Origin of the sequence: Modestobacter sp. VKM Ac-2982, from assembly GCF_026967935.1 — a bacterium.
Lineage (GTDB): Bacteria > Actinomycetota > Actinomycetes > Mycobacteriales > Geodermatophilaceae > Modestobacter.
Genome location: NZ_JAPVBL010000004.1, coordinates 58,223 through 80,463, shown reverse-complemented (window position 1 = coordinate 80,463; position 22,241 = coordinate 58,223). Strand labels below are relative to the sequence as shown.

Genomic DNA, 22,241 nt, shown 5'->3' with positions numbered 1-22,241 from the left:
GCCACCGCCCGGCGCGGGACGGCCGGTCCACCGCGTGCAGACGACCGACCGGTGGTCCTGGCTCGACCTGCGCCTCGTCCCTCCTGCGCTCACCGTGTGGGTGCTGACCCTGCTGGCACCTCACCTGCCCGCCGGCCTGCTCCTCGCCCTCGCGGCTGCCTCGGCCCTGGGCGCCGCCGGCCTGCTGCTGGCCGGCCGGTCCCACCGGGCCGGCGCGCTCCGTCAGGTCGCGGCGCGCGGGGTCGTCATCGGCTGCCTGGCGGCGGTCACCGTCACCGGAGCCACCTCGGCGGTCCGGGCCCAGGCGCGGGCGGCCGCCCCGCTGCTGGCGCTCGCCGACCGCGGGTCGGTCGTGGAGGTGCTCCTGGAGCTGACCGACGACCCCCGGCCGGTGGCCGGCGCCGGCGCAGCCCGGGTGCTGGTCCACGGCACCGCCTCCCTGGCCGGGGACGAGACGGGCGGCGATGACCCGGTGCTGCTCTTCGGTGCCGCCGAGGAGTGGGCCGGGCTGCTGCCCGGTCAGTCGGTGCGGCTCCACGTCCTGGTGCGGCCGGCGGAGCCGCGGGACGACGTCGTGGCGGTCCTGTCGGCGCGCTCACCACCCGAGCCGGTGGGTGGGCCCGGCGAGATCCAGGACGTCGCCGGGTCCCTGCGCACCGGGCTGGCCGAGTCGGCTGCCCGGACCCTGCCCGACCGCGCCGCCGGGCTGCTGCCCGGCCTGGTGGTGGGGGACACCAGTGCCATGGACCCCGCGCTGGTCGAGGAGTTCCGGCGGGCGGGTCTGGCCCACCTGACCGCCGTCTCCGGGGCCAACGTGGCGATCGTGGTCGGCCTGGTGCTGTGGCCGCTGCGGGCCCGGGCCGTCGACCGGCGGTGGCAGGCGCTGGCCGCGGCGCTGGCGATCGCGGGGTTCGTCGTCCTCGCCCGCCCGGGGGCCAGCGTGCTGCGGGCGGCGGCCATGGGCGTGGTGGCGGTGCTGGCGCTGGCCTCCGGTCGGGCCCGTGCCGCGGTGCCGGCGCTGGCGGTCACCGTGCTGGTGCTGCTGCTCCTCTCACCCGGGCTGGCCAGCGACGTCGGGTTCGCCCTGTCGGTCGCTGCCACGGCGGCGATCGTGCTGCTGGCCCCGGGGTGGTCCCGGGCGCTCCGCCGGCACCGCGCGCCCCGGCCGGTGGCCGACGCCGTGGCGGTCAGCGCGGCCGCCGGCCTGGCCACCGCACCCCTGGTGGCCGGTCTCGCCGGGCTGGTCAGCCTGGTGTCCCTGCCGGCCAACCTGCTGGCCGCACCCGCGGTGCCGCCGGCGACCGTGCTGGGCGTGCTGGCCGCCCTGGTGTCGCCCGCCGCGCCCTGGTTGGCCGACGTGCTCACCTGGCTGGCCGGCTGGCCGGTGCGCTGGCTGGTCGTCGTCGCCGAGCGCGCTGCGGCGGTGCCCGACGGCACCACCGGCTGGCCGGCCGGCACCTGGGGTGCGGTCCTGCTCGCCGTGCTCCTCGCCGTCGCGGTCTGGGCGCTGTGGCGGTGGCCCCGGCTGCGTCCGCTGGCGGTGGCCGCCCTGCTGGGCGTCGTGCTGATCGGTTGGCCGTTGCGCCAGGCCGGCCGGGGGTGGCCGCTGCCCGACACGGTCGTGGTGGCCTGCGACGTCGGCCAGGGCGATGCGCTCGTGCTGCCGACCGGTCCCGACGAGGCGGTGCTGGTCGACGCCGGCCCGGATCCCGCGCTCGTCGACGGCTGCCTGCGCCGGTTGGGGGTCGACCGCCTGCCACTGGTCCTCCTCTCGCACCTGGACGCCGACCACGTGGGCGGGCTCGCCGGCGCGCTGGCCGGGCGGGACGTCGGGGAGGTGGCCACCGGGGCGCTGACGCCCGACGACGAACGGGTGCCCCGGCTGGACCGGGCGGTGGCCGAGGCCGGCGCGCAGCACGTCGTCCTCCGGCCGGGGGACCGGCGCACGGTGGGCAGCGCCGGTTTCGAGGTGCTGGCCCCCGACCCGGCCGAGGCCGTCGCCGGGGCCGAGCCCAACGACCTCAGCCTCGTCGTGCGGGCCACCCAGCGCGGCGTGCGGGTGCTGCTCACCGGCGACCTCGGTGCGGGGGCGGAGGCGCGCCTGGTGGCGGCCGGCCTCGACCTGGGCGCCGACGTGTTCAAGGTGCCGCACCACGGCAGCGCCGACGCCGACCCTGGCTTTCTCGCTGCCAGCGGGGCGGCCGTCGCGCTGATCTCGGTGGGCGCCGACAACAGCTACGGCCACCCGACCCGGCGGCTGCTGGACTGGGTGGCCGACGCGGGGATGCGCACCTACCGCACCGACCGGGACGGCGACGTCGCGGTGGTGGGCCGGGCGGGGGAGTGGGGAGTGGCGGTGCGGGGACCGGACGCCGTGCTGCGCGCCGATGCCGGGCGCCAGCCGCCGGAGCTCGGTGCGTCAAGGGCGGGTTCGTCGGGGGCGCGCACGTCACAGGCAAGGCCAGCGGGTGGGGTGGCGACCCGGTCCCGTCGGCGCACCGGTCCCGTCGGGGCCCCGTGGCAGCATGGGCCCGTGGCAACTGCAGCACCTCCGGCACCGACCTCCCGGCTCCGGGTCGTGGTGGGCGAGGAGGAGCTGCTGCGCGCCCGCGCCGTCTCCGCGGTGCGCGCGGCGGTCCGCGAACGCCACCCCGACAGCGAGGAGCACGAGCTCCCCGCAGCCGGCCTGGCGGTCGGCCAGCTGGCCGACGTGCTGGCGCCCTCCCTGTTCGGTGGGCACCGGCTGGTCGTCGTCACCGGGGTGCAGGAGTCCGCGGCGGCGCTGGCCGACTCCCTCGTGAGCTACACCAAGGAGCCCGACCCCGAGCTCACGCTGGTCGTCGTCCACTCCGGCGGCAAGCGCAACGAGGCGCTGCTGAAGGCGTTCAAGGCAGCCGGGGCGGCGGTCGACGAGTGCCCGAAGATCAGCTCGGCGGGGGAGCGGGTCGCGTTCGTGCGCAACGAGGTGCGGTTCGCCGGCGGCAAGATCACCCCGGACGCGGTGACCGCGTTGCTGGAGGCGGTGGGCAACGACCTCCGCGGGCTCTCCGCGGCCGCCAGCCAGCTCGTGTCGGACTTCGGTGGGGTCATCGACGCCGACGCCGTCGCCCGCTTCCACCGGGGCCAGGCCGAGGTCACCGGGTTCACCGTCGCCGAACGGGTGCTGGTCGGGGACATGGCCGGCTCGGTCGAGATGCTGCGCTGGGCACTGGACCGCGGGGTGGCCCACGTGCTGATCGCCGACGCGCTGGCCGACGGGGTCCGCACCGCCGCCCGGGTCGCCTCGCTGAACACGACGAACATCGGCGAGCTGGCCCGCCAGCTCAAGCTCCCGCCGTGGAAGGTGAAGAAGGCGCAGACCCAGGCACGTGGCTGGAGCATCGACGCGTTGCAGCAGGCGATCGGGGTGGCCGCCGACCTCAACGCCGACGTGAAGGGCGCCGCCGCCAGCGCCGACTACGCCCTGGAACGAGCGATCCGCCGGATGGTGGACATCCGCGCGGCCGCGGCCGGCGGGCGGGCCCGCGCCCTCCGCTGACGCCCCGACCGGATCACCGTCCCGACCGGATCACCGTCCCGACCGGGTCACCGGCTCGGTGCAACGAGGTGAACCGGCCTCGGTGGACGGCCACAGACGCGACGAGCCCCCTCCCGTGCAGGGAGGGGGCTCGTCGCGGAGCGGTGCGCAGCTCAGAGGCTGGCGACCTTCTTGGCCAGCGCCGACTTGCGGTTGGCGGCCTGGTTCTTGTGGATGACGCCCTTGCTGGCGGCCTTGTCCAGGGCCTTCGAGGCGGTCGCGAGGGCGGCCTCGGCCGCTGCCTTGTCCCCGGCGTCGGCGGCCGTGCGGAAACGCCGGACCTGCGTCTTCAGGGCGGAGCGGACAGCGACGTTGCGCTGACGAGCGATCTCGTTCGTCTTGATCCGCTTGATCTGGGACTTGATGTTCGCCACGCGTGAGCCTCGGATGTGTCGCAGGGAGGTGTACTTCTGACAGTGCGTCCACGGCACAACGAAGCGCAGCGCGGACCGGCTTGCAAAGATACCAGCACGCCGCCCCGCACCCCAACCGGTGCGGGTCCGATCCGGCCCGGCAGAGCCGCGCGCGACGTCGTCGCCGGGCAATCGTCCTGTCCGGGCGCAGTCCGTGGGACGATGGGCGCACTGTGACGACTCCTGCATCCACCGATCCCGCCCGGATCCGGAACTTCTGCATCATCGCCCACATCGACCACGGCAAGTCGACGCTGGCCGACCGCATGCTCGAGGTGACCGGGCTCGTCGAGGGGCGCAACATGCGCGCCCAGTACCTCGACCGGATGGACATCGAGCGCGAGCGCGGCATCACCATCAAGGCGCAGAACGTCCGCCTGCCCTGGACGCCCCGCAGCGGCGAGGACACCAGCACCGAGTTCGTGCTCGACATGATCGACACCCCGGGGCACGTCGACTTCACCTACGAGGTGTCCCGCTCGCTGGCCGCCTGCGAGGGCGCCGTCCTGCTGGTCGACGCCGCCCAGGGCATCGAGGCCCAGACGCTGGCCAACCTGTACCTGGCGCTGGAGAACGATCTCGCGATCATCCCCGTGCTCAACAAGATCGACCTGCCCGCGGCGCAGCCGGAGAAGTACGCCGCCGAGATCGCCCACATCATCGGCTGCGACCCCGACGACGTGCTCCGGGTCAGCGGCAAGACCGGCCAGGGCGTGCCGGAGCTGCTCGACCGGATCGTCCAGGAGGTCCCCGCGCCGACCGGTGCCGACGAGGGCCCCGCGCGGGCGATGATCTTCGACTCCGTCTACGACATCTACCGCGGCGTGATCACCTACGTCCGGGTCGTCGACGGCCGGATCTCCGCCCGCGACAAGATCAAGATGATGTCGACCGGCGCCACGCACGAACTGCTGGAGATCGGCGTCATCTCCCCCGAGCCCAAGCAGGTGGACAGCCTGGGCGTCGGCGAGGTCGGCTACTTCATCACCGGGGTGAAGGACGTCCGCCAGTCCCGCGTCGGTGACACCGTCACCCTCCAGCACAAGCCGGCGGCCGAGTCGATCGGTGGCTACCGCGACCCGAAGCCGATGGTCTACTCCGGCCTCTACCCGATCGACGGCAGCGACTACCCGCTGCTGCGCGAGGCGCTGGACAAGCTGCTGCTCAACGACGCCGCGCTGACCTACGAGCCGGAGACGTCGGCGGCGCTGGGCTTCGGGTTCCGGGTCGGCTTCCTCGGCCTGCTGCACCTGGAGATCGTCCGCGAGCGGCTGGAGCGCGAGGCCGGCATCAGCCTCATCTCCACCGCGCCCAACGTGGTCTACCGGGTGATCATGGAGGACGGCTCCGAGGTCACCGTGACCAACCCGAGCGACTGGCCCAGCGGCAAGATCGGCACGATCTACGAGCCGATCGTCAAGGCCACGATCATCGCGCCGAGCGACTACACCGGCGTGATCATGGAGCTCTGCCAGGGGCGCCGCGGGCAGCTCGGCGGGATGGACTACCTGTCGGAGTCGCGGGTCGAGCTCCGGTACACCCTGCCGCTCGGCGAGATCATCTTCGACTTCTTCGACGCGCTGAAGTCCCGCACCCGGGGCTACGCCAGCCTGGACTACGCCGAGGCCGGCGAGCAGGAGTCCAAGCTGGTGAAGGTCGACATCCTGTTGCAGGGCGAGGCCGTCGACGCGTTCTCCGCGATCGTGCACACCGACAAGGCGTACAGCTACGGCGTGCTGATGGCCGGCAAGCTGCGCGAGCTCATCCCGCGCCAGCAGTTCGAGGTGCCGATCCAGGCCGCCGTCGGTTCCCGGGTGATCGCCCGCGAGACGGTCCGCGCGATCCGCAAGGACGTGCTGGCCAAGTGCTACGGCGGTGACATCACCCGTAAGCGGAAGCTGCTGGAGAAGCAGAAGGAGGGCAAGAAGCGGATGAAGATGGTCGGCCGCGTCGAGGTCCCCCAGGAGGCCTTCGTGGCCGCGCTCTCCACCAACGAGTCCACCGCCAGCAAGCCCAAGTGAACGGGCGGGTCAGCGCGGTCTGCGTCTCGGGTGCGGACCTGCTGCCGCTGCCGGACAAGCGCCCGAACCGCTCCGGGATCCGGAAGTCGCCGGTGGAGGGCCGGGTCGCCGTCCACCCCCTCGGGCTGGAGGGCGACGTCCAGGTCAACAAGAAGCACCACGGTGGTGAGGGCCAGGCGGTCTACGCCTACGCCCAGGAGGACGCCGACTGGTGGGTGGCCGAGCTGGAGCGGGAACTGCCCCCCGGCCGGTTCGGCGAGAATTTGCGGACCGTCGGCCTCGACCTAATCAACGCCGTCATCGGTGAGCAGTGGCGGGTCGGGACGGCGCTGTTCCAGGTGACGGCCTGGCGCACCCCCTGCGCCAACTTCGCCCGCTACTGGGGCGTGCCGGACCTGGTGAAGCGATTCTCCGCCCGCGGTGCCACCGGCGCCTACCTGCGGGTGCTGGAGACCGGTGAGGTGGGTGCCGGTGACACTGTCACGATCGTGTCCCGCCCCGACCACGGCATCACGGTGGCCGGCGCGTTCCGGATCGTGATGACCGAGAGGTCGCGGCTGCCCGAGCTGACGCCGGTGCTGCCGTTCCTCGCGGACAAGGACCGGCCGGTGCTCGCCGCCAAGATCGATCGGGTCACCGCCCGGGCCTGACCTCAGACCGTGAAGACGATCTTCCCGGCGGTGCGGCCCTCGAGCATCCGGGCGAAGCCGTCCCGGGCCTGGGACAGCGGCAGCTCGACGTCGATCTGCGGCCGCACCCCGGTGATCCGGCACATCTGGATCAGGTCGTCGAGCTCGTCCCGGGTGCCCATCGTCGAGCCGATCACCGACAGCTGGGTGAAGAAGACCCGGTTCAGCTCGGCGCCGGGGTTGAAGCCGGTGGTCGCCCCGCAGGTCACCACCACGCCGCCGGGCTTGAGCGACTTGATGCTGTGCGACCAGGTGGCCTCGCCGACGGTCTCCATCACGCCGTCCACCCGCTCGGGGAGCCGGGCTCCGGTCTCGAACGCCTGGTCCGCGCCGAGCGCGAGCGCCGCCGTCCGCTTCTCCTCGGTGCGGCCGGTCACCCACACCCGATAGCCGGCTGCGCTGCCCAGCTTGACCAGGGCCGTGGCGACCCCGCCGCTGGCGCCCTGCACGAGGATCGTCGACCCGGGCCGCAGTCCGGAGCGGACGAACAGCATCCGGTAGGCGGTCAGCCAGGCGGTGGGCAGGCAGGCCGCCTCGGCGAAGGAGAGCTCGGCCGGCTTGGGGACGACGTTGCGCCGCGGCACGACGACCTGCTCGGCGAGTGTCCCCTGGTGCACCTCCGACAGCAGCGAGCGCTTCGGGTCCATCGTCTCGTCCCCGGTCCAGCCGGGAGAGGTGAGGACCGCGTGCACGACCACCTCGTTGCCGTCGGCGTCGATCCCCGCCGCGTCGCAGCCCAGGATCATCGGCATCCGCTCGGCGGGCAGGCCGACCCCGCGCAGGCTGAACAGGTCGTGGTGGTTCAGCGAGGCGGCCTTCACCTGGACCGTCGTCCAGCCCTCGGGGGCCTCCGGTTCCGGCCGGTCACCGACCTCCAGCACGGAGAGCGGGTCCTCGGGGGCGGGGGTGGAGACGAAGGCAGCGAGCATGAGCGGACGCTAACCGAGTACCGCCACCGCTGCGACGTGGGTGACCCCCGGGCCTCAGCGGATGACGACGGCGTGCTCCTGCTGCGCCACGAACTCGCCGATCACCGGTGCGCCGGGCACCTCGCCGCCGAGCAGCAGCCCGCCGGAGGTCTGCGCGTCGGCCAGCAGCAGCGCCTCGTCCTCGCTGACCGCCGACAGGTCGGCGTGCGGGCGCACCCAGTCCAGGTTCCGCCGGGTGCCGCCGGAGACCCAGCCGTCGGCCAGCGCCTGCCGGGCTCCGGCCAGGTACGGGACGGCGGCGGCGTCGACCACCGCGGTCACCCCGCTGGCGCGGGCCATCTTGTAGAGGTGGCCGAGCAGGCCGAAGCCGGTGACGTCGGTGCCCGCCCGGATGCCGGCGGCGACGGCGGCCACCGAGGCCTCCGCGTTGAGCGACGTCATCGACGCGACCGCCTCCGCGGACACCTCGCCGGTGTTCTTGTGCCGGCTGTTGAGCACGCCCACGCCCAGTGGCTTGGTCAGCGACAGCGCCGTCCCGGCGACGGCGGCGTCGTTGCGGATCAGCCGGTCGAGGTCGACCAGGCCGGTGACCGCCATCCCGTACTTGGGCTCGGGGTCGTCGATGGAGTGCCCGCCGCCGACGTGGCAACCGGCCTCGTGCGCGACCTCCAGCCCGCCGCGCAGCACCTCCGCGGCCAGTTCGACCGGCAGCACGTCCCGCGGCCAGCCCAGCAGGTTCACCGCCATGACCGGGGTGCCGCCCATCGCGTAGACGTCGGAGAGCGCGTTGGCCGCGGCGATGCGGCCGAAGGTGTACGCGTCGTCGACCACGGGGGTGAAGAAGTCGGTGGTGAGGACCAGCCCCTGGCCGCCGGCGATCCGCACCACGGCGGCGTCGTCACCGTCGTCGAGGCCGACGACCAGTTCGGCCGCCGGGTTCCGTGGGCCGGTGTGGGTGAGGCCGGCGACCACCGCCTCCAGCTCACCGGGCGGGATCTTGCAGGCGCAGCCGCCGCCGTGCGCGTACTGGGTCAGCCGGACGGACGGTGCGGTGGTGGTCACGTCGAACCAATCTAGATGGCTCGCCGGACGGCCGGCCGAACACGATGCAGGGCCGGTGTCGACACCGGGGGAGTGCCTCGTCCGGGGGTCCCCGGGGGTGGTGGGCTGTGGCAGTCTCCCGGAGGACCAGGGTGGCGAGGTCGGGGAGACCCCCGATCCGCCGAGGCAGACGCCGGACAGCCTGGTGGTAAAGGGAGGAGCACACCGGACGTGGCCGCCACACTGCACGACGTGGCCCGCCTTGCGGGGGTCTCCTTCAAGACGGTGTCGAACGTGGTGAACGACTACCCGCACGTCCGCCCCAGCACCCGGCAGCGCGTGCAGGAGGCCATCGCGCAGCTGGGGTACCAGCCGAACCTCTCCGCGCGCAGCCTCCGGTCCGGCCGCAGCGACGCCATCAGCCTCGCCGTCCCGGAGCTGCGGCTGCCGTACTTCGCCGAACTGGCCGACGAGGTGATCCGTGCGGCCGAGCGCCGGGGCCTGGTCGTGCTCATCGAGCAGACCAACCGGGACCGCAAACGGGAGCTCGACCTGCTCGGCAGCGCCCGGCTGCGGATGGTCGACGGTCTCCTGTTCAGCCCGCTGGGGCTCACCGCCGAGGACGCCGCGGTCGTCGAGATCGACACCCCGCTGGTGCTGCTCGGCGAGCGCCTCTTCCACCCCGCGGTCGACCACGTGACCATGCAGAACGTGGCCGCGGCGCGCGCTGCCACGGAGCACCTCCTCGCCCGCGGTCGCCGGCGCATCGCGGTCGTCGGCTCGCACCCCGGTGAGGTGATCGGCTCGGCCGGACTGCGCCTGCAGGGGTACCGCGCGGCGCTCGACGCGGCGGGCATCCCGTTCGACGAGCGTCTGCTGGGCCCGGCCGAGCTGTGGCACCGCCGGGAGGGTGCCGAGGCGGCGCAGGCGCTGATGGCCTCCGGGGTCGACTTCGACGCGGTGTTCGCGTTCAACGACACCCTCGCCCTGGGTGCCATGCACGCACTGATCGCAGCCGGCCGTCGGGTCCCCGACGACGTCGCGGTGATCGGCTTCGACAACACCGACGACGGCATGTTCTCCCAGCCGACGCTCACCACCGTCGACCCGGGGCGCCGGGAGATCGCCGAGCGGGCGGTCGAGACGGTCGTGCAGCGGATCGCCGACCGGAACATCGCCCCGCAGCACGTGGAAGTGGGCTACTCGATCGTCCAGCGCGAGTCCAGCTGAGGCCTCGGCCACCGGCCCGGGCACGGGTCCGTCCCCGCCGCCGAGCCTGCCGTGGAGCGGTTCGTCGACGACTCGCCGCGCACGTCGGCGCGTTCTGCCGAGCCCTCTTGACACCGGTCGTGGGATGGACCACATTGCTCTTCACAACGTTGTAGAAGGTGCTCCACGGCACAGTCGCCAACGTGTGCGGCGCTCCGGCGCCTGCTCCCGGTCACCACCCAGCGACCGGGTGTCCTGCGCGCGGCGCTGGGCGACACCCTCGCCCACTGCAGCTCGTCGCACCTCGCTCCACAGGGGCCGAACGTGCAGCCGGCCCCAGCCACCGACGACGGCGTCCGTGGCCGTCACTCCGAGAGGGACCTCCCGTGAACAAGAAGCTCATGACCGCACTGTTCGGTGCGGGGACCGTCATGACCAGCCTCACCGCCTGTGGCGGAGGTGGTGACGACGAGGCCGCCGCCAGCGGTGGCGGGTCCTGCAGCGTGCCCATCGCCAACGCGGACGCGCCGGTCGTCTCCGTGTGGGCGTGGTACCCGAACATGAAGACGGTGGTGGAGAACTTCAACGACACCCACACCGACGTGCAGGTCTGCCTCACCAACGCCGGCCAGGGGGCCGACGAGTACGCCAAGTTCCAGACCGCCGTCTCGGCCGGCCGCGGCGCCCCGGACGTGATCATGCTGGAGACCGACACCGTCCCGGTCTTCGCCCTGCAGGAGGCGCTGGTCGACCTGAGCGAGTACGGGGCCAGCGAGGTCGAGGGCAACTTCGGCGAGGGTGCCTGGCGCGACGTGTCCAGCGGCGACGCGGTGTACGGCATCCCGATCGACGGTGGCCCGATGGCGATGATGTACCGCCAGGACGTCTTCGACCAGTACGGCATCACCCCGCCCACCACCTGGGACGAGTACCGGGCCGCGGCGGAGAAGCTGAAGGCGGCCGGTGGGCCGCTGATGGGCGACCTCCCGGCGAACGTCCCGGCCCCCACCGTGGCGCTGATGCAGCAGAACGGCGCGGAGCCGTGGACCTACGACTCGGCGAACCCGACCGAGCTGGAGATCGACCTCAACAGCCCGGAGAGCAAGGAGGTCCTGGACTACTGGGCCGGCCTGGTCGAGGACGGGCTCGTCGGCACCCAGGACCAGTTCACCACCGAGTACATCTCCGGTGCGATCAACGGCGACTACGCCACCTACATCTCCGCCGCCTGGGCGCCCGGCTACCTGACCGGCGCCGGCGCGGGTGAGGGCGCGGACGCCGGCACCTGGCGCGTCGCCCCGCTGCCGCAGTGGGACCCGGCCAACCCCGTCTCGGTCAACTGGGGTGGTTCGGTCCTCGCGGTGACCAGCCAGGCGGAGGACACGGAGCTGGCCGCGCAGGTGGCGATGGAGCTGTACGCCGACGAGCCGTCGCTGACCGACGGGTGGACGTCGCAGACGATCTTCCCGCTGAACCAGTCGGTGCTGAACTCGCAGGAGTTCATCGACCACGAGTCGGAGTTCTTCGACGGCCAGACCGCCAACAAGGACGTCTACATCCCGGCGGCCAACGCCTACGAGGGGTCGACCTACAGCCCCTTCGGCACCACGTTCTACGCCCAGTTCACCGAGGAGATCGCCGCGATCAACGCCGGTGAGAAGACCGGCTCGGAGGCGCTGGACGACCTGCAGGCGGAGATGGAGGCCTACGCCGAGCAGCAGGGCTTCACGCTCAACTGAGGCTGCCGGCCCAGCCGGACCACTCCGTCCGGTCGCGGGGAGGGCGCACCGCCCTCCCCGCGACCGGGCACCCCCACCTCCCCAGAACGAGAGCGAGACGGTGATGGCAACGCTGGACACGGCACCGCGGCCGGTGTCCCCCGCAGCAGGGGCCACGGTGGCCACCGGACGGCGGGGCACCCGCCGACGCAAGCGGCGCGGCAACGGCATGGTCGGGTGGGTGTTCCTGGCCCCGTTCGCGGTGGTCTTCCTGCTGTTCCTGGTCGGCCCGCTGCTGTACGCCTTCTACCTCAGCCTCTTCACCAACGGGCTGGCCACCGGTGAGGAGTTCGCCGGTCTGGCGAACTACAGCCGGGCCTTCACCGACCCGGCCTTCCTGTCCGGTGTGTGGTTCGTGGTGCGCTTCGCCGTCGTGGTCATCCCGGTCCAGATGCTGGTCTCCCTGGCCGCGGCGTTGGTGCTCGACTCGCTCACCAGCCGCTTCGCCACGTTCTCCCGGCTCATGATCTTCGTCCCCTACGCGATCCCCGCCGTCATCGGTGCGGTGCTCTGGGGCTTCCTCTACAGCCCGAACTTCGGGCCGCTGGAGCAGCTGTTCGGGGAGGGCGCACCGTTCCTGCTCAGCCCGGACAACCTGTTCTACGGGCTGACGAACGTGGTGACCTGGCAGTGGGCCGGCTACTACATGATCATCATCTACGCAGCGCTGCAGGGGATCGACCCGGCCGTCTACGAGGCGGCCCGGATGGACGGCGCGAAGGCCTGGCAGATCGCGCTGAAGATCAAGATCCCGATGATCAGCTCCGCGCTCGTGCTCATCCTGGTGTTCGCCGTCATCGGCACCCTGCAGTTCTTCACCGAGCCACAGGTGCTGCTGCCGATCTCCAACGGGTCGATCACCACCGACATCACCCCGAACGTCTACGCCTTCAACCTGGCGTTCCGGTTCGCCCAGTTCAACTACGCCTCGGCCATCTCCTTCGCCCTGGGCATCGTGGTGTTCATCGGCGTCTACGTCTTCCTCTTCCTGACCCGCAAGCGTGGGGGGTTCCTCAAGTGAGCGTCCTGTCCAGCCCCGTCCGCGCCGACGACGCGGTCCACGCCCTCCGGGAGGGCCGCCGTGCCCGACGCCCGCGTCGGCGTCGTACCGGCTCGCACCTGTTCCTGGCCTTCCTCGTCCTCTACTTCGTGCTGCCGCTGTGGTTCCTCATCGTGGCCAGCACCAAGAGCCCCGGCGGGCTGTTCAACTCGCCGAACGGTGCGCTGTGGTTCGGGGAGGACTTCGCCCTCTTCGACAACCTCTCGACGCTGTTCACCTACAACGACGGCATCTACCTCAGGTGGCTCGGCAACTCGCTGCTCTACGCCTTCGGTGGCGGCATCGGGGCCACCATCCTGGCCGTGCTCGCCGGGTACGCGTTCGCCAAGTTCGACTTCCCGGGTCGCCGGTTGTCCTTCGCGCTGCTGCTCGGCGCGGTGATGGTCCCGATGACCGCCCTGGTCATCCCCACCTTCGTGATGCTGTCGGAGGTCGAGCTCACCAACACCGCGTGGGCGGTGATCCTGCCGTCGATGCTCAGCCCGTTCGGCGTCTACCTGATGCGGGTCTACACCGCCGACGGCGTGCCCGACGAGCTGCTGGACGCGGCCCGGATGGACGGCGCGGGGGAGTTCCGCACCTTCTTCCAGGTCGCGCTGCCCCTGATGCGCCCGGCGATCGTCACGGTGCTGCTGCTGTCGGTCGTGGGCACCTGGAACAACTACTTCCTGCCCCTCGCCGTCCTGTCGGACTCCGAGCTCTTCCCGATCACCGTGGGGATCAACCTCTGGCAGGGGCTCGCCGGGGCCAACAACGGCGGCGGCGTCTCCCTCTACACGCTGATCGTCGTCGGTTCGCTGGTGTCGATCATCCCGCTGATCGCCGCCTTCCTCGGCCTCCAGCGGTACTGGCAGGGCGGCCTGTCCATCGGCAGCCTCAAGTAGCTCACCGGCGGCCCGCCACCGGCGTCGGGCCCCGGCCGGCGCGGTGCACGCCCTCGTGCTGCCCGTCAGACCTCCCTCGCACGGACCTGTTGCAGGCCCGTCACCCCATCGCGCGGCCCGGCCGCCCCCACGTCGAGGAACCCTCATGTCCACTGCACACCTGACGCTCGACCCCCGCTTCACCATCGGCGCCGTCCACCGGCGGGTCTTCGGCTCCTTCGTCGAGCACCTGGGCCGCTGCGTCTACGACGGCCTCTACGAGCCCGGCCACCCGACGGCAGACGAGGAGGGCTTCCGGACCGACGTGCTGGAGCTGGTCCGCGAACTCGGGGTCTCGACCATCCGCTACCCCGGCGGCAACTTCGTCTCCGGCTACCGGTGGGAGGACGGCGTCGGGCCGCGGGAGTCCCGGCCGAAGCGCCTGGACCTGGCCTGGCACTCGCTGGAGACCAACCAGGTGGGCCTGCACGAGTTCGCCCGCTGGAACGACAAGGCTGGCAGCGAGCTGATGCTGGCCGTCAACCTCGGCACCCGCGGTGTGCTGGAGGCCCTCGACCTCCTCGAGTACAGCAACGTCCGGTCCGGGTCGGCCCTGTCGGACCAGCGGATCGCCGACGGCACCCCGGAGCCGTTCGGCGTGACGATGTGGTGCCTGGGCAACGAGATGGACGGCCCGTGGCAGCTGGGGCACCGCAGCGCGGAGGACTACGGCAAGATCGCCGCCCAGACCGCCAAGGCCATGCGCCAGCTGGACCCGTCGGTCGAGCTCGTGGTGTGCGGCAGCTCCAACTCGGCCATGCCGACGTTCGGCGCGTGGGAGCGCACCGTGCTGCAGCACACCTACGAGGACGTCGACTACATCTCCTGCCACGCCTACTACGCCGAGCGGAACGGCGACCTGGCCGGCTTCCTCGCCTCGGCCGTCGACATGGACCACTTCATCGAGTCCGTCGTCGCCACCGCCGACCACGTCAAGGCCGAGCTGCGCAGCGCCAAGACGATCAACGTCGCCTTCGACGAGTGGAACGTCTGGTACCAGGAGCGCTTCCACGCCGAGGACCAGATCACCGACATCGAGCAGTGGCCCTACGCGCCCCGCCTGCTCGAGGACGCGTACCACGTCGCGGACGCCGTCGTCGTCGGCAGCCTGCTCATCTCGCTGCTCAAGCACGCCGACCGGGTCACCTCCGCCAGCCTGGCGCAGCTGGTCAACGTCATCGCGCCGATCATGACCGAGCCCGGCGGGCCGGCCTGGCGGCAGACGACGTTCTTCCCCTTCGCGCTGACCTCCCGACTGGCCCGGGGCACCGCGTTGCGCGTCGAGCTGTCGAGCGAGACCTACCGGACGACCGAGCACGGCGACGTCCCGCTGGTCGACGCGGTCGCCACCCACGACCCGGAGACCGGCGCCACGGCGGTCTTCCTGGTCAACCGGGCGATCGAGGGGCCGACGACGGTGACCGTCGACGCCAGCAGCCTCGGCGACGTCCGCGTCCTGGAGACGCACACCCTGAACGACGACGACCCCTACGCGGTCAACACCCTGGCCGAGCCGACCCGGGTCACCCCGGTGGCGAACAAGAGCGCCCACCTGCAGGACGGCGTCCTCACCATCGAGCTGCCCCCGGTGTCCTGGACGGCGATCTCCCTTGGCTGACCCCCAGCCCGCCTGCACGGCGGCTCGGCCCACCGCGCAGCCGATGACCCCGCGTCCGTCCGTCCTGTCCGGATCCCCGGCATCCCCGACCACCAGGAGTGCGCCCGATGGCGACCGTCACCTATGACCGAGCGACTCGGCTCTACCCCGGCAGCGACAAGCCGGCGGTCGACCAGCTCGAGCTGCAGATCGAGGACGGCGAGTTCCTGGTCCTCGTCGGCCCCTCCGGGTGCGGCAAGTCCACCTCGCTGCGGATGCTCGCCGGCCTGGAGGAGGTCGACGGCGGCGCGATCCGGATCGGGGACAAGGACGTCACCGACGTCGAGCCGAAGGACCGGGACATCGCGATGGTGTTCCAGAACTACGCGCTCTACCCGCACATGAGCGTCGCGGACAACATGGGCTTCGCGCTGAAGATCGCCGGGATGGGCAAGGAGGAGCGCCGCACCCGGGTGGAGGAGGCGGCCCGGCTGCTGGACCTCGAGCCCTACCTGGACCGCAAGCCGAAGGCCCTCTCCGGTGGTCAGCGCCAGCGCGTGGCGATGGGGCGGGCGATCGTCCGCAAGCCGCAGGTGTTCCTGATGGACGAGCCGCTGTCCAACCTGGACGCGAAGCTCCGCGTGCAGACCCGCACCCAGATCGCCTCGCTGCAGCGCCGGCTGGGCATCACCACCGTCTACGTCACCCACGACCAGGTCGAGGCCATGACCATGGGCGACCGGGTCGCGGTGCTGAAGGACGGCCTGCTCATGCAGGTCGGTGCCCCTCGTGAGCTGTACGACCGCCCGGCGAACGTCTTCGTGGCCGGCTTCATCGGCTCCCCGGCGATGAACCTCTTCGAGGTGCCGGTGACCGACGGGGGCGTCCGCTTCGGGGACCGCGTCCACCCGGTGGCGCGGCAGTCCCTCGCCGCCAGCCCGGGCGACACGATGACCCTCGGCGTCCGTCCCGAGGACTTCGAGGTCGCCGACTCCGGCGCGGTGGTCGAGGTCGACGTGGTCGAGGAGCTCGGCGCCGACGCCTACCTCTACGGACGGCTCCTCCAGGGGGCCACCGAGCCCCTCGTCACGGTCCGCGTCGACGGCCGGCAGCCACCCCGCCGGGGGGAGCGGATCCACGTCGTGCCGCGGGCCGGCCACGTCCACCTCTTCGGCAGCGACGGCGCCAGGCTGGCGGACTGATCGTCGGGTCCCGCTGGACGGGCGGGACCTGCCGGTCCAGCCGTCGGGACGTAAGGTCGGCGGCGGAGACGTCAGGGTGTCTGGTGGCCCCCGCGGCCTCTAAAGCCGACGTGGCCGAGCAACTCGGTCAGGCGGGTTCGATTCCCGTCCGTCTCCGCCAGCCGCCCCGCGGAGCCGGCCCTCGGGCCGGCTCCGCGACGGCCACCTACGCTCGGGCCGCGATGACCACGGACGCCACGACCACCGCCGCGACCACCGACCCGCGCCGGCGCGTGCCCCGGACCGACACGGTGCTCGCCGACCCCGCCGTCGCTGCTGCGGTGCAGCGACTGGGCCGGGAACTGGTGAAGGGCGCTGTGCAGGTCGCGCAGCAGCGCGTTCGGGCGGGCGAGCTGCCACCGGACGACGTCGTCGCCGCTGTGCTGGCCGGGCTGCCCGGCACCGCCAGCAGCCTCTCGCCGGTGCTCAACGCCACCGGAGTGCTCGTGCACACCAACCTGGGCCGGGCACCGCTGTCCGGCGCGGCCGTGGCCGCGGTGGTGGCGGCCAGCGGCACCACCGACGTCGAGCTCGACCTCGGCACCGGCCGCCGCGGTCCGCGAGGGGAGGGGGCGCTCTCGGCGTTGCTGGCCGCCGTGCCCGCCGCCGAGGCCGCGCTGGTGGTCAACAACTGCGCCGCCGCACTGGCCCTGGTCGCCACCGCGTTCGGCGGGGAGCTGGTCATCGCCCGCGGGGAGCTGGTCGAGATCGGCGACGGGTTCCGCATCCCCGACCTGCTGGTCAGCACCGGCGCCCGGCTGCGCGAGGTCGGGACGACGAACCGGGTCTCGCTGGCCGACTACACCGACGCCCTCGGCCCGGACACCGGTGCGGTGCTCAAGGTGCACCCCTCCAACTTCGTCGTCCGCGGGTTCACCCGGTCCGCCGACGTCGCCGAGCTGGCTCCGGCGCTGGCCGGCACGGGGGTGCCGCTGGTCGCCGACGTGGGCAGCGGCCTGCTGCGCCCGCACCCGCTGCTGCCCGATGAGCCGGACCTGCAGACGACGCTGGCCGCCGGTGCGGACCTGGTGTTGTGCAGCGGCGACAAGCTGCTCGGCGGGCCGCAGGCCGGGATCGTGCTCGGCTCGGCGGCGCTGGTCCAGCGGCTGCGCCGGCACCCGCTGTACCGGGCGCTGCGGGTCGACAAGACGACCCTCGCGGCGCTCGAGGCGACGCTGCGCGGCCCGGTGCCGCCGGTCCAGGAGATGCTGGACGCCGACCCGGCCGCGCTGCAGGCCCGGGCCACCGCGGTGGCCGCCACCCTGCAGGCCCGCGGGATCGAGGCGGTCGCCGTCGCGTCGACCGCGCGGGTCGGCGGTGGGGGAGCGCCGGAGTTCGAGCTGCCCAGCGCCGCCGTCGCCCTGGACCCCCGGTTCGCCGAGCCGCTGCGGCACGGCGACCCGCCGGTGGTCGGCCACCTGGACGGCGACCGCACCCTGCTCGACCTGCGCAGCCTCCTCCCCGCTGACGACGAGCGGCTGATCGCCGCCGTGACGGAGGTGGCCCGCCGGTGGAGCTGACCGCTGCCGCCCGGATGGACGTCCTGGCGACCGCCGGCCACGTCGACCACGGCAAGTCGACGCTGGTCACGGCCCTGACCGGGATGGAGCCGGACCGCTGGGAGGAGGAGCGCCGACGCGGGCTCACCATCGACCTGGGCTTCGCCTGGACGACGCTGCCCTCCGGCCGCCGGCTCGCCATCGTCGACGTCCCCGGGCACGAGCGGTTCGTGGGCAACATGCTCGCCGGGGTCGGGTCGGTGCCCGCCGCCCTGGTCGTGGTCGCCGCCGACGACGGGTGGTCGGCGCAGACGGCCGAGCACGTCGCCGTCCTGGACGCCCTCGGGGTGCGGCACGGGCTGCTGGCCGTCACCAAGTCCGACCTCGCCGACCCCGCACCGGTGCTCGCCGACGCAGCCGAGCGGCTGGCCGGGACGTCGCTGGGCCGGGTCCCGGCCGTGGCGGTCAGCGCCCGCGCCGGCACCGGGCTGCCGAAGCTGGCCGCTGCGCTGGAGCAGGTGCTGGCCGGCCTGCCCGCGCCCGAGCCGACCGCGCCGGTGCGGCTGTGGATCGACCGGGCCTTCACCATCCGGGGCGCCGGCACCGTCGTGACCGGCACCCTGGCCGCCGGGACCGTGACCACCGGCGACCGCCTGGACCTGGGCGGACGTGCGGTGACCGTGCGCGGGCTGCAGTCGCTCGGTGCGCCGGTCGACTCGGCCTCGGCCACCGCCCGGGTGGCGCTCAATCTGCGCGGCGTGGCGGTCGAGGAGCTCTCCCGCGGCGACGCGCTGCTCACCCCGGACGCGTTCCGGCGCACCGCCGACCTCGACGTGAGCCTGGTGCGGCCGGTCGAGGAGAAGCTGCCGGCGGAGCTGGTCGTGCACATCGGGTCGGCGACGGTCGCCGCGCGGGTGCGGCCGCTGGACGGGGCGGCGCTGCGGCTGCGGCTGGCCACCGAGCTGCCGCTGCGGGTCGGCGACCGGCTGCTGCTGCGCGACCCCGGTGCCCGCCGGGTGCACGGCGCCGACGTGCGCGACGTGGACCCGCCGGAGCTGCGCCGCCGCGGCGCTGCCCGGACCCGCGCGGCGGAGCTCGCCGAGCAGCCGCTGGGGGAGGCCGGGGCGCGGGCGGACCTGGTGCGGCGCCGGTTCGTGCGCCGGGCGGACTTCGTCGCCATGGGCTGGCCGGTGCCCGCCGACGCCACGGCCGTCGGCCCCTGGCTCCTCGCTCCCGGGCTGGCCGACGAGCTGGCCGCCCGGGTGCCGCAGGTGGTGGCTCGTTACCGGCAGCTGCGCCCGCTGGAGCCCGGTCCGCCGACCGCGGTGCTGCGGTCGGCCCTGGAGCTGCCCGACGTGGAGCTGGTGCCCGCGCTCGTCCGGGAGCCCCTGGCGCTGCGGGACGGCCGGGTCGTCGCCGGCGCAGCGGCGCTGCCACCGGCGGTGCAGCAGGCGGTGGACGGCATCCGGGCCCGGCTGGCGCAGGAGCCGTTCGCCGCACCCGAGGCTGGTGACCTGGTGGCCGCCGGGCTGGGGCCGCGGGAGCTCGCCGCGGCGGTGCGGGACGAGCAGCTGGTGCGGATCGCCGAGGGCATCTACCTGGCCCCCGGCGTCGCGGAGGAGGCCCGGGCCCGGCTGGCGGCGCTGCCGCAGCCGTTCACGCTCAGCGAGGCGCGCAAGGCGTGGGGGACCACCCGCCGGGTCGCCGTCCCGCTGGCCGAGTGGCTCGACGCCCGCGGGGTCACCCTCCGCCAGCCGGACAACACCCGCCGCCTGCGCTGACCCGGCGAGGGAGCCGCCCGCGGGCTGCCTCCCTCACCGACGGTGGTCCGGAGGTCGCTCAGACCGGGCCGCCGCCGGCGGCCAGCTGCCGAAGGTCGACGTGCGCCGGCGTCTCGACCGGCAGCGGGGGGTCGGCGTCCCGGACCTCGACGAGCTGGTCGGGGGTCACCGGCTCCGGGAGCCGGCGGAACTGAGCCCGGGGGTCCACCTGCTCGGTCATGGCCTCAGGGTGCCGCCGTGGGGCCGGGCACGACAAGGGGTCGGGCACGCTCGTGCTCTGGCTGCACTGGTGCACCAGAGCACGAGCGTCCGTGGGGCTACTCGCCGGCCGGCACCCAGCGGGCGGGGCGCTTCTCCCGGAAGGCGGCGATGCCCTCCTGGCCCTCCTCGCCGGCGAAGAACCGCGCCGACAGCTCCAGCAGCCCGGGGAACTGCCCGGCCAGGTCGGTTCCCGACCGCAGCAGCCGCTTGGTCTCCGCGAGCGCGGTCGGCGCCCCGGCGGCCAGTGCGGTGACCTGGGCGGCGACGGTGGCGTCGACGTCGTCGTCGGGCACCGCCAGGTCGACCAGCCCACCCGCGGCGGCGGTCGCGGCGTCGAAGACCTCGCCGGTGAGCATCAGCCGGTGGACGACGTTCGGCAGCATCCGCGGCCGGCACACCGCGGAGATCACCGCCGGGACGACACCGATCCGGACCTCGGTGAACGCAAAGGTGGCGCCGGCCCCGGCCACCACCACGTCGCAGGCGGCGGCCAGCCCCACCCCGCCGGCGCGGGCCGGCCCGCGGACGGCGGCGAGCACCGGCTTCGGCGCGTGCCAGATGAGCTGCAGCAGCTCGGGGAACTCGTTGACCCCCTGGTCGGTGGCGGCGCCTCCGGTGGCCTCGGTGAGGTCCATGCCGGAGCAGAACACCCGGCCGGTGTGGTCGAGCACCACCACCCGCACGGCGTCGTCGGCGAAGGCCTCGGTGAGGGCGGCACGGAGCTGGGCGCGCATCGCGCGGGAGAGGGCGTTGCGGTTGGCGGGGGAGTCGAGGGTCAGCCGGGCCACGCCGGCGGACACCTCGACGGAGAGCACGCGGTCGTCACTGGTCGCGGAGGTCACGCCGCCATCTTGCCGGGGGCGGTCACACTGGGAGCAGCGATGACCACGACCCTCCCTCTCCTCGGCCAGACCCCGGCGCTGCCCGCGGACCCCTCGATGCTCCCGGCGTCCGCCCGCGAGGGGTTGTCGACGACGCCGTTCGGGCTGTACGTGCACGTGCCGTTCTGCGCGACCCGCTGCGGCTACTGCGACTTCAACACCTACACCTCCGACGAGCTGGGCCCCGGCGCCAACCGCAGCGAGTACGCCGGCACCGCGATCGCCGAGCTGCGGCTGGCCGCCGAGGTGCTGGGGCCCGACCGCCCGCCGGTGCAGACGGTCTTCGTCGGTGGCGGCACCCCGACGCTGCTGCCGGCGCAGGACCTGGTGGCCGTCATGGACGCCGTCCGTGAGCTCTTCCCCGTGGCCCCGGACGTCGAGGTGACCACCGAGGCCAACCCCGAGTCGGTGACGCCGGACTCGCTGGCCGTCCTGCGGGCCGGTGGCTTCACCCGGATCAGCCTGGGCATGCAGTCCGCCGCCGAGCACGTGCTCGCCGTGCTGGACCGCCGGCACACCCCCGGCCGGGCGGTGCAGGCGGCGCACGAGGCCCGCGCCGCCGGGTTCGACCACGTCAACCTCGACCTGATCTACGGCGCGCCGGGAGAGACCGACGCCGACTGGCAGGCCTCGCTGGACGCCGTGCTGGCCGCGCCGGTCGACCACGTCAGCGCCTACGCGCTGATCGTCGAGCAGGGCACCCGGCTGGCCCGGCGGGTGGCCCGGGGCGAGCTGCCGATGCCCGACGACGACGTGCTCGCCGACCGCTACGAGCAGGCCGACCGGGCGTTCGGCGGAGCCGGGCTGGGCTGGTACGAGGTGTCCAACTGGGCCCGCGACCGGGCGGCGCGCTGCCGGCACAACGAGCTGTACTGGGCCAACGCGAACTGGTGGGGCATCGGGCCGGGCGCGCACTCGCACGTCGGCGGGCTGCGCTGGTGGAACGTCAAGCACCCGGCCGCCTACGCCGACCGGCTCGCCGCCGGCCTGCACCCGGCCGCCGACACCGAGCTGCTGACGGCGGAGGACCAGGCGCTGGAGCGGGTGATGCTGGGGCTCCGGCTGCGTGACGGGCTGCCGCTGGCCGCGCTGTCGCCGGCCGGGCAGGCGCGGGCCGCGGAGGCATGCGTGCGGGGGCTGCTGGCGGCCGGGCCGCACGAGGCCGGGCTCGCCGTCCTCACCGACCGGGGCCGGCTGCTTGCCGACGCCGTCGTCCGCGACCTCACCGACTGAGGAAAGGACCCCGTCCTCCTCACCCTTCGCAGGCTCAGGGCGAGCCTCGGGACGGGGCCTGACTGCTGCCCCTCACCGCTCGCACGCTCGCGGCGGGCCCCTGCAGCG

17 protein-coding genes and 1 tRNA gene are annotated in these 22,241 nt (G+C 73.6%); 13 read left to right on the top strand and 5 right to left on the bottom strand.

Features of this window, described 5'->3' with window-relative positions; all coding sequences use genetic code 11:
* The first annotated feature begins 34 nt into the window (after positions 1-34).
* Positions 35-3,538, top strand: a complete 3,504-nt coding sequence (holA, locus tag O2W20_RS14835) for a DNA polymerase III subunit delta (protein ID WP_269171406.1) — start codon at positions 35-37, stop codon at positions 3,536-3,538.
* Between the two features lie 152 nt (positions 3,539-3,690).
* Here holA and rpsT read toward each other — a convergent pair whose 3' ends face one another.
* A complete protein-coding gene (rpsT, locus tag O2W20_RS14830) occupies positions 3,691-3,951 on the bottom strand; it encodes a 30S ribosomal protein S20 (RefSeq protein WP_036336679.1) in 261 nt (86 codons plus the stop codon).
* Between the two features lie 212 nt (positions 3,952-4,163).
* On the opposite strand from rpsT, the gene lepA reads away from it, so the two are divergent.
* Together lepA and O2W20_RS14820 are read left to right on the top strand one after the other, a co-directional pair.
* The gene (lepA, locus tag O2W20_RS14825; RefSeq protein ID WP_269171407.1) at positions 4,164-6,011 is read left to right on the top strand and encodes a translation elongation factor 4; all 1,848 of its coding nucleotides are present in this window, start codon (positions 4,164-4,166) and stop codon (positions 6,009-6,011) included.
* Complete coding sequence (locus O2W20_RS14820) at positions 6,008-6,661, top strand: MOSC domain-containing protein (protein WP_269171408.1); 654 nt, start codon at positions 6,008-6,010, stop codon at positions 6,659-6,661. Before lepA ends, O2W20_RS14820 begins: the two co-directional genes overlap by 4 nt.
* A 2-nt stretch (positions 6,662-6,663) precedes the next feature.
* Here the strand turns inward: O2W20_RS14820 and O2W20_RS14815 are convergent, their stop codons facing one another.
* Both O2W20_RS14815 and selD read right to left on the bottom strand, forming a co-directional pair.
* Entirely contained in the window at positions 6,664-7,629 is a 966-nt protein-coding gene (locus tag O2W20_RS14815) for a zinc-binding dehydrogenase (RefSeq protein ID WP_269171409.1), read from the bottom strand.
* Positions 7,630-7,683: 54 nt separating this feature from the next.
* Positions 7,684-8,691 (bottom strand): selenide, water dikinase SelD, encoded by a 1,008-nt coding sequence (gene selD / locus O2W20_RS14810; protein WP_269171410.1) that lies wholly within the window; start codon positions 8,689-8,691, stop codon positions 7,684-7,686.
* A gap of 210 nt (positions 8,692-8,901) precedes the next feature.
* On the opposite strand from selD, the gene O2W20_RS14805 reads away from it, so the two are divergent.
* The 9 genes from O2W20_RS14805 to selB all read left to right on the top strand — a co-directional run bounded on the left by O2W20_RS14805 (position 8,902) and on the right by selB (position 19,758).
* A complete protein-coding gene (locus O2W20_RS14805) occupies positions 8,902-9,900 on the top strand; it encodes a LacI family DNA-binding transcriptional regulator (protein ID WP_269171411.1) in 999 nt (332 codons plus the stop codon).
* Between the two features lie 365 nt (positions 9,901-10,265).
* On the top strand, positions 10,266-11,618 hold the full coding sequence (locus tag O2W20_RS14800) for an ABC transporter substrate-binding protein (protein WP_269171412.1): 1,353 nt from the start codon (positions 10,266-10,268) through the stop codon (positions 11,616-11,618).
* 103 nt (positions 11,619-11,721) lie between these two features.
* On the top strand, positions 11,722-12,678 hold the full coding sequence (locus O2W20_RS14795; protein WP_269171414.1) for a carbohydrate ABC transporter permease: 957 nt from the start codon (positions 11,722-11,724) through the stop codon (positions 12,676-12,678).
* The gene (locus O2W20_RS14790; RefSeq protein WP_269171415.1) at positions 12,675-13,601 is read left to right on the top strand and encodes a carbohydrate ABC transporter permease; all 927 of its coding nucleotides are present in this window, start codon (positions 12,675-12,677) and stop codon (positions 13,599-13,601) included. The genes O2W20_RS14795 and O2W20_RS14790 overlap by 4 nt, the downstream gene beginning before the upstream one ends.
* A gap of 145 nt (positions 13,602-13,746) precedes the next feature.
* Entirely contained in the window at positions 13,747-15,258 is a 1,512-nt protein-coding gene (gene arfA, locus O2W20_RS14785) for an arabinosylfuranosidase ArfA (protein WP_269171416.1), read from the top strand.
* A 107-nt stretch (positions 15,259-15,365) separates the two neighbouring features.
* Positions 15,366-16,439 carry an ABC transporter ATP-binding protein gene (locus O2W20_RS14780; RefSeq protein WP_269171417.1) on the top strand — a complete coding sequence of 358 codons (1,074 nt, stop codon included), beginning with the start codon at positions 15,366-15,368 and terminating at the stop codon, positions 16,437-16,439.
* Between the two features lie 64 nt (positions 16,440-16,503).
* Positions 16,504-16,599, top strand: a tRNA-OTHER gene (locus O2W20_RS14775).
* A 61-nt stretch (positions 16,600-16,660) separates the two neighbouring features.
* On the top strand, positions 16,661-17,998 hold the full coding sequence (selA, locus tag O2W20_RS14770) for an L-seryl-tRNA(Sec) selenium transferase (RefSeq protein ID WP_269171418.1): 1,338 nt from the start codon (positions 16,661-16,663) through the stop codon (positions 17,996-17,998).
* On the top strand, positions 17,989-19,758 hold the full coding sequence (gene selB, locus O2W20_RS14765) for a selenocysteine-specific translation elongation factor (RefSeq protein ID WP_269171420.1): 1,770 nt from the start codon (positions 17,989-17,991) through the stop codon (positions 19,756-19,758). Before selA ends, selB begins: the two co-directional genes overlap by 10 nt.
* Before the next feature lie 58 nt (positions 19,759-19,816).
* On the opposite strand, the gene O2W20_RS14760 is transcribed toward selB, so the two are convergent.
* Positions 19,817-19,978: a hypothetical protein gene (locus O2W20_RS14760; protein ID WP_269171421.1), complete on the bottom strand. Its 162-nt coding sequence runs from the start codon at positions 19,976-19,978 to the stop codon at positions 19,817-19,819.
* 97 nt (positions 19,979-20,075) lie between these two features.
* The gene (locus tag O2W20_RS14755; RefSeq protein WP_269171422.1) at positions 20,076-20,861 is read right to left on the bottom strand and encodes an enoyl-CoA hydratase-related protein; all 786 of its coding nucleotides are present in this window, start codon (positions 20,859-20,861) and stop codon (positions 20,076-20,078) included.
* 39 nt (positions 20,862-20,900) lie between these two features.
* Between O2W20_RS14755 and hemW the strand changes: the two genes are divergently transcribed.
* Positions 20,901-22,133 (top strand): radical SAM family heme chaperone HemW, encoded by a 1,233-nt coding sequence (hemW, locus tag O2W20_RS14750; RefSeq protein WP_269171423.1) that lies wholly within the window; start codon positions 20,901-20,903, stop codon positions 22,131-22,133.
* The last annotated feature ends 108 nt before the right edge of the window (positions 22,134-22,241 follow it).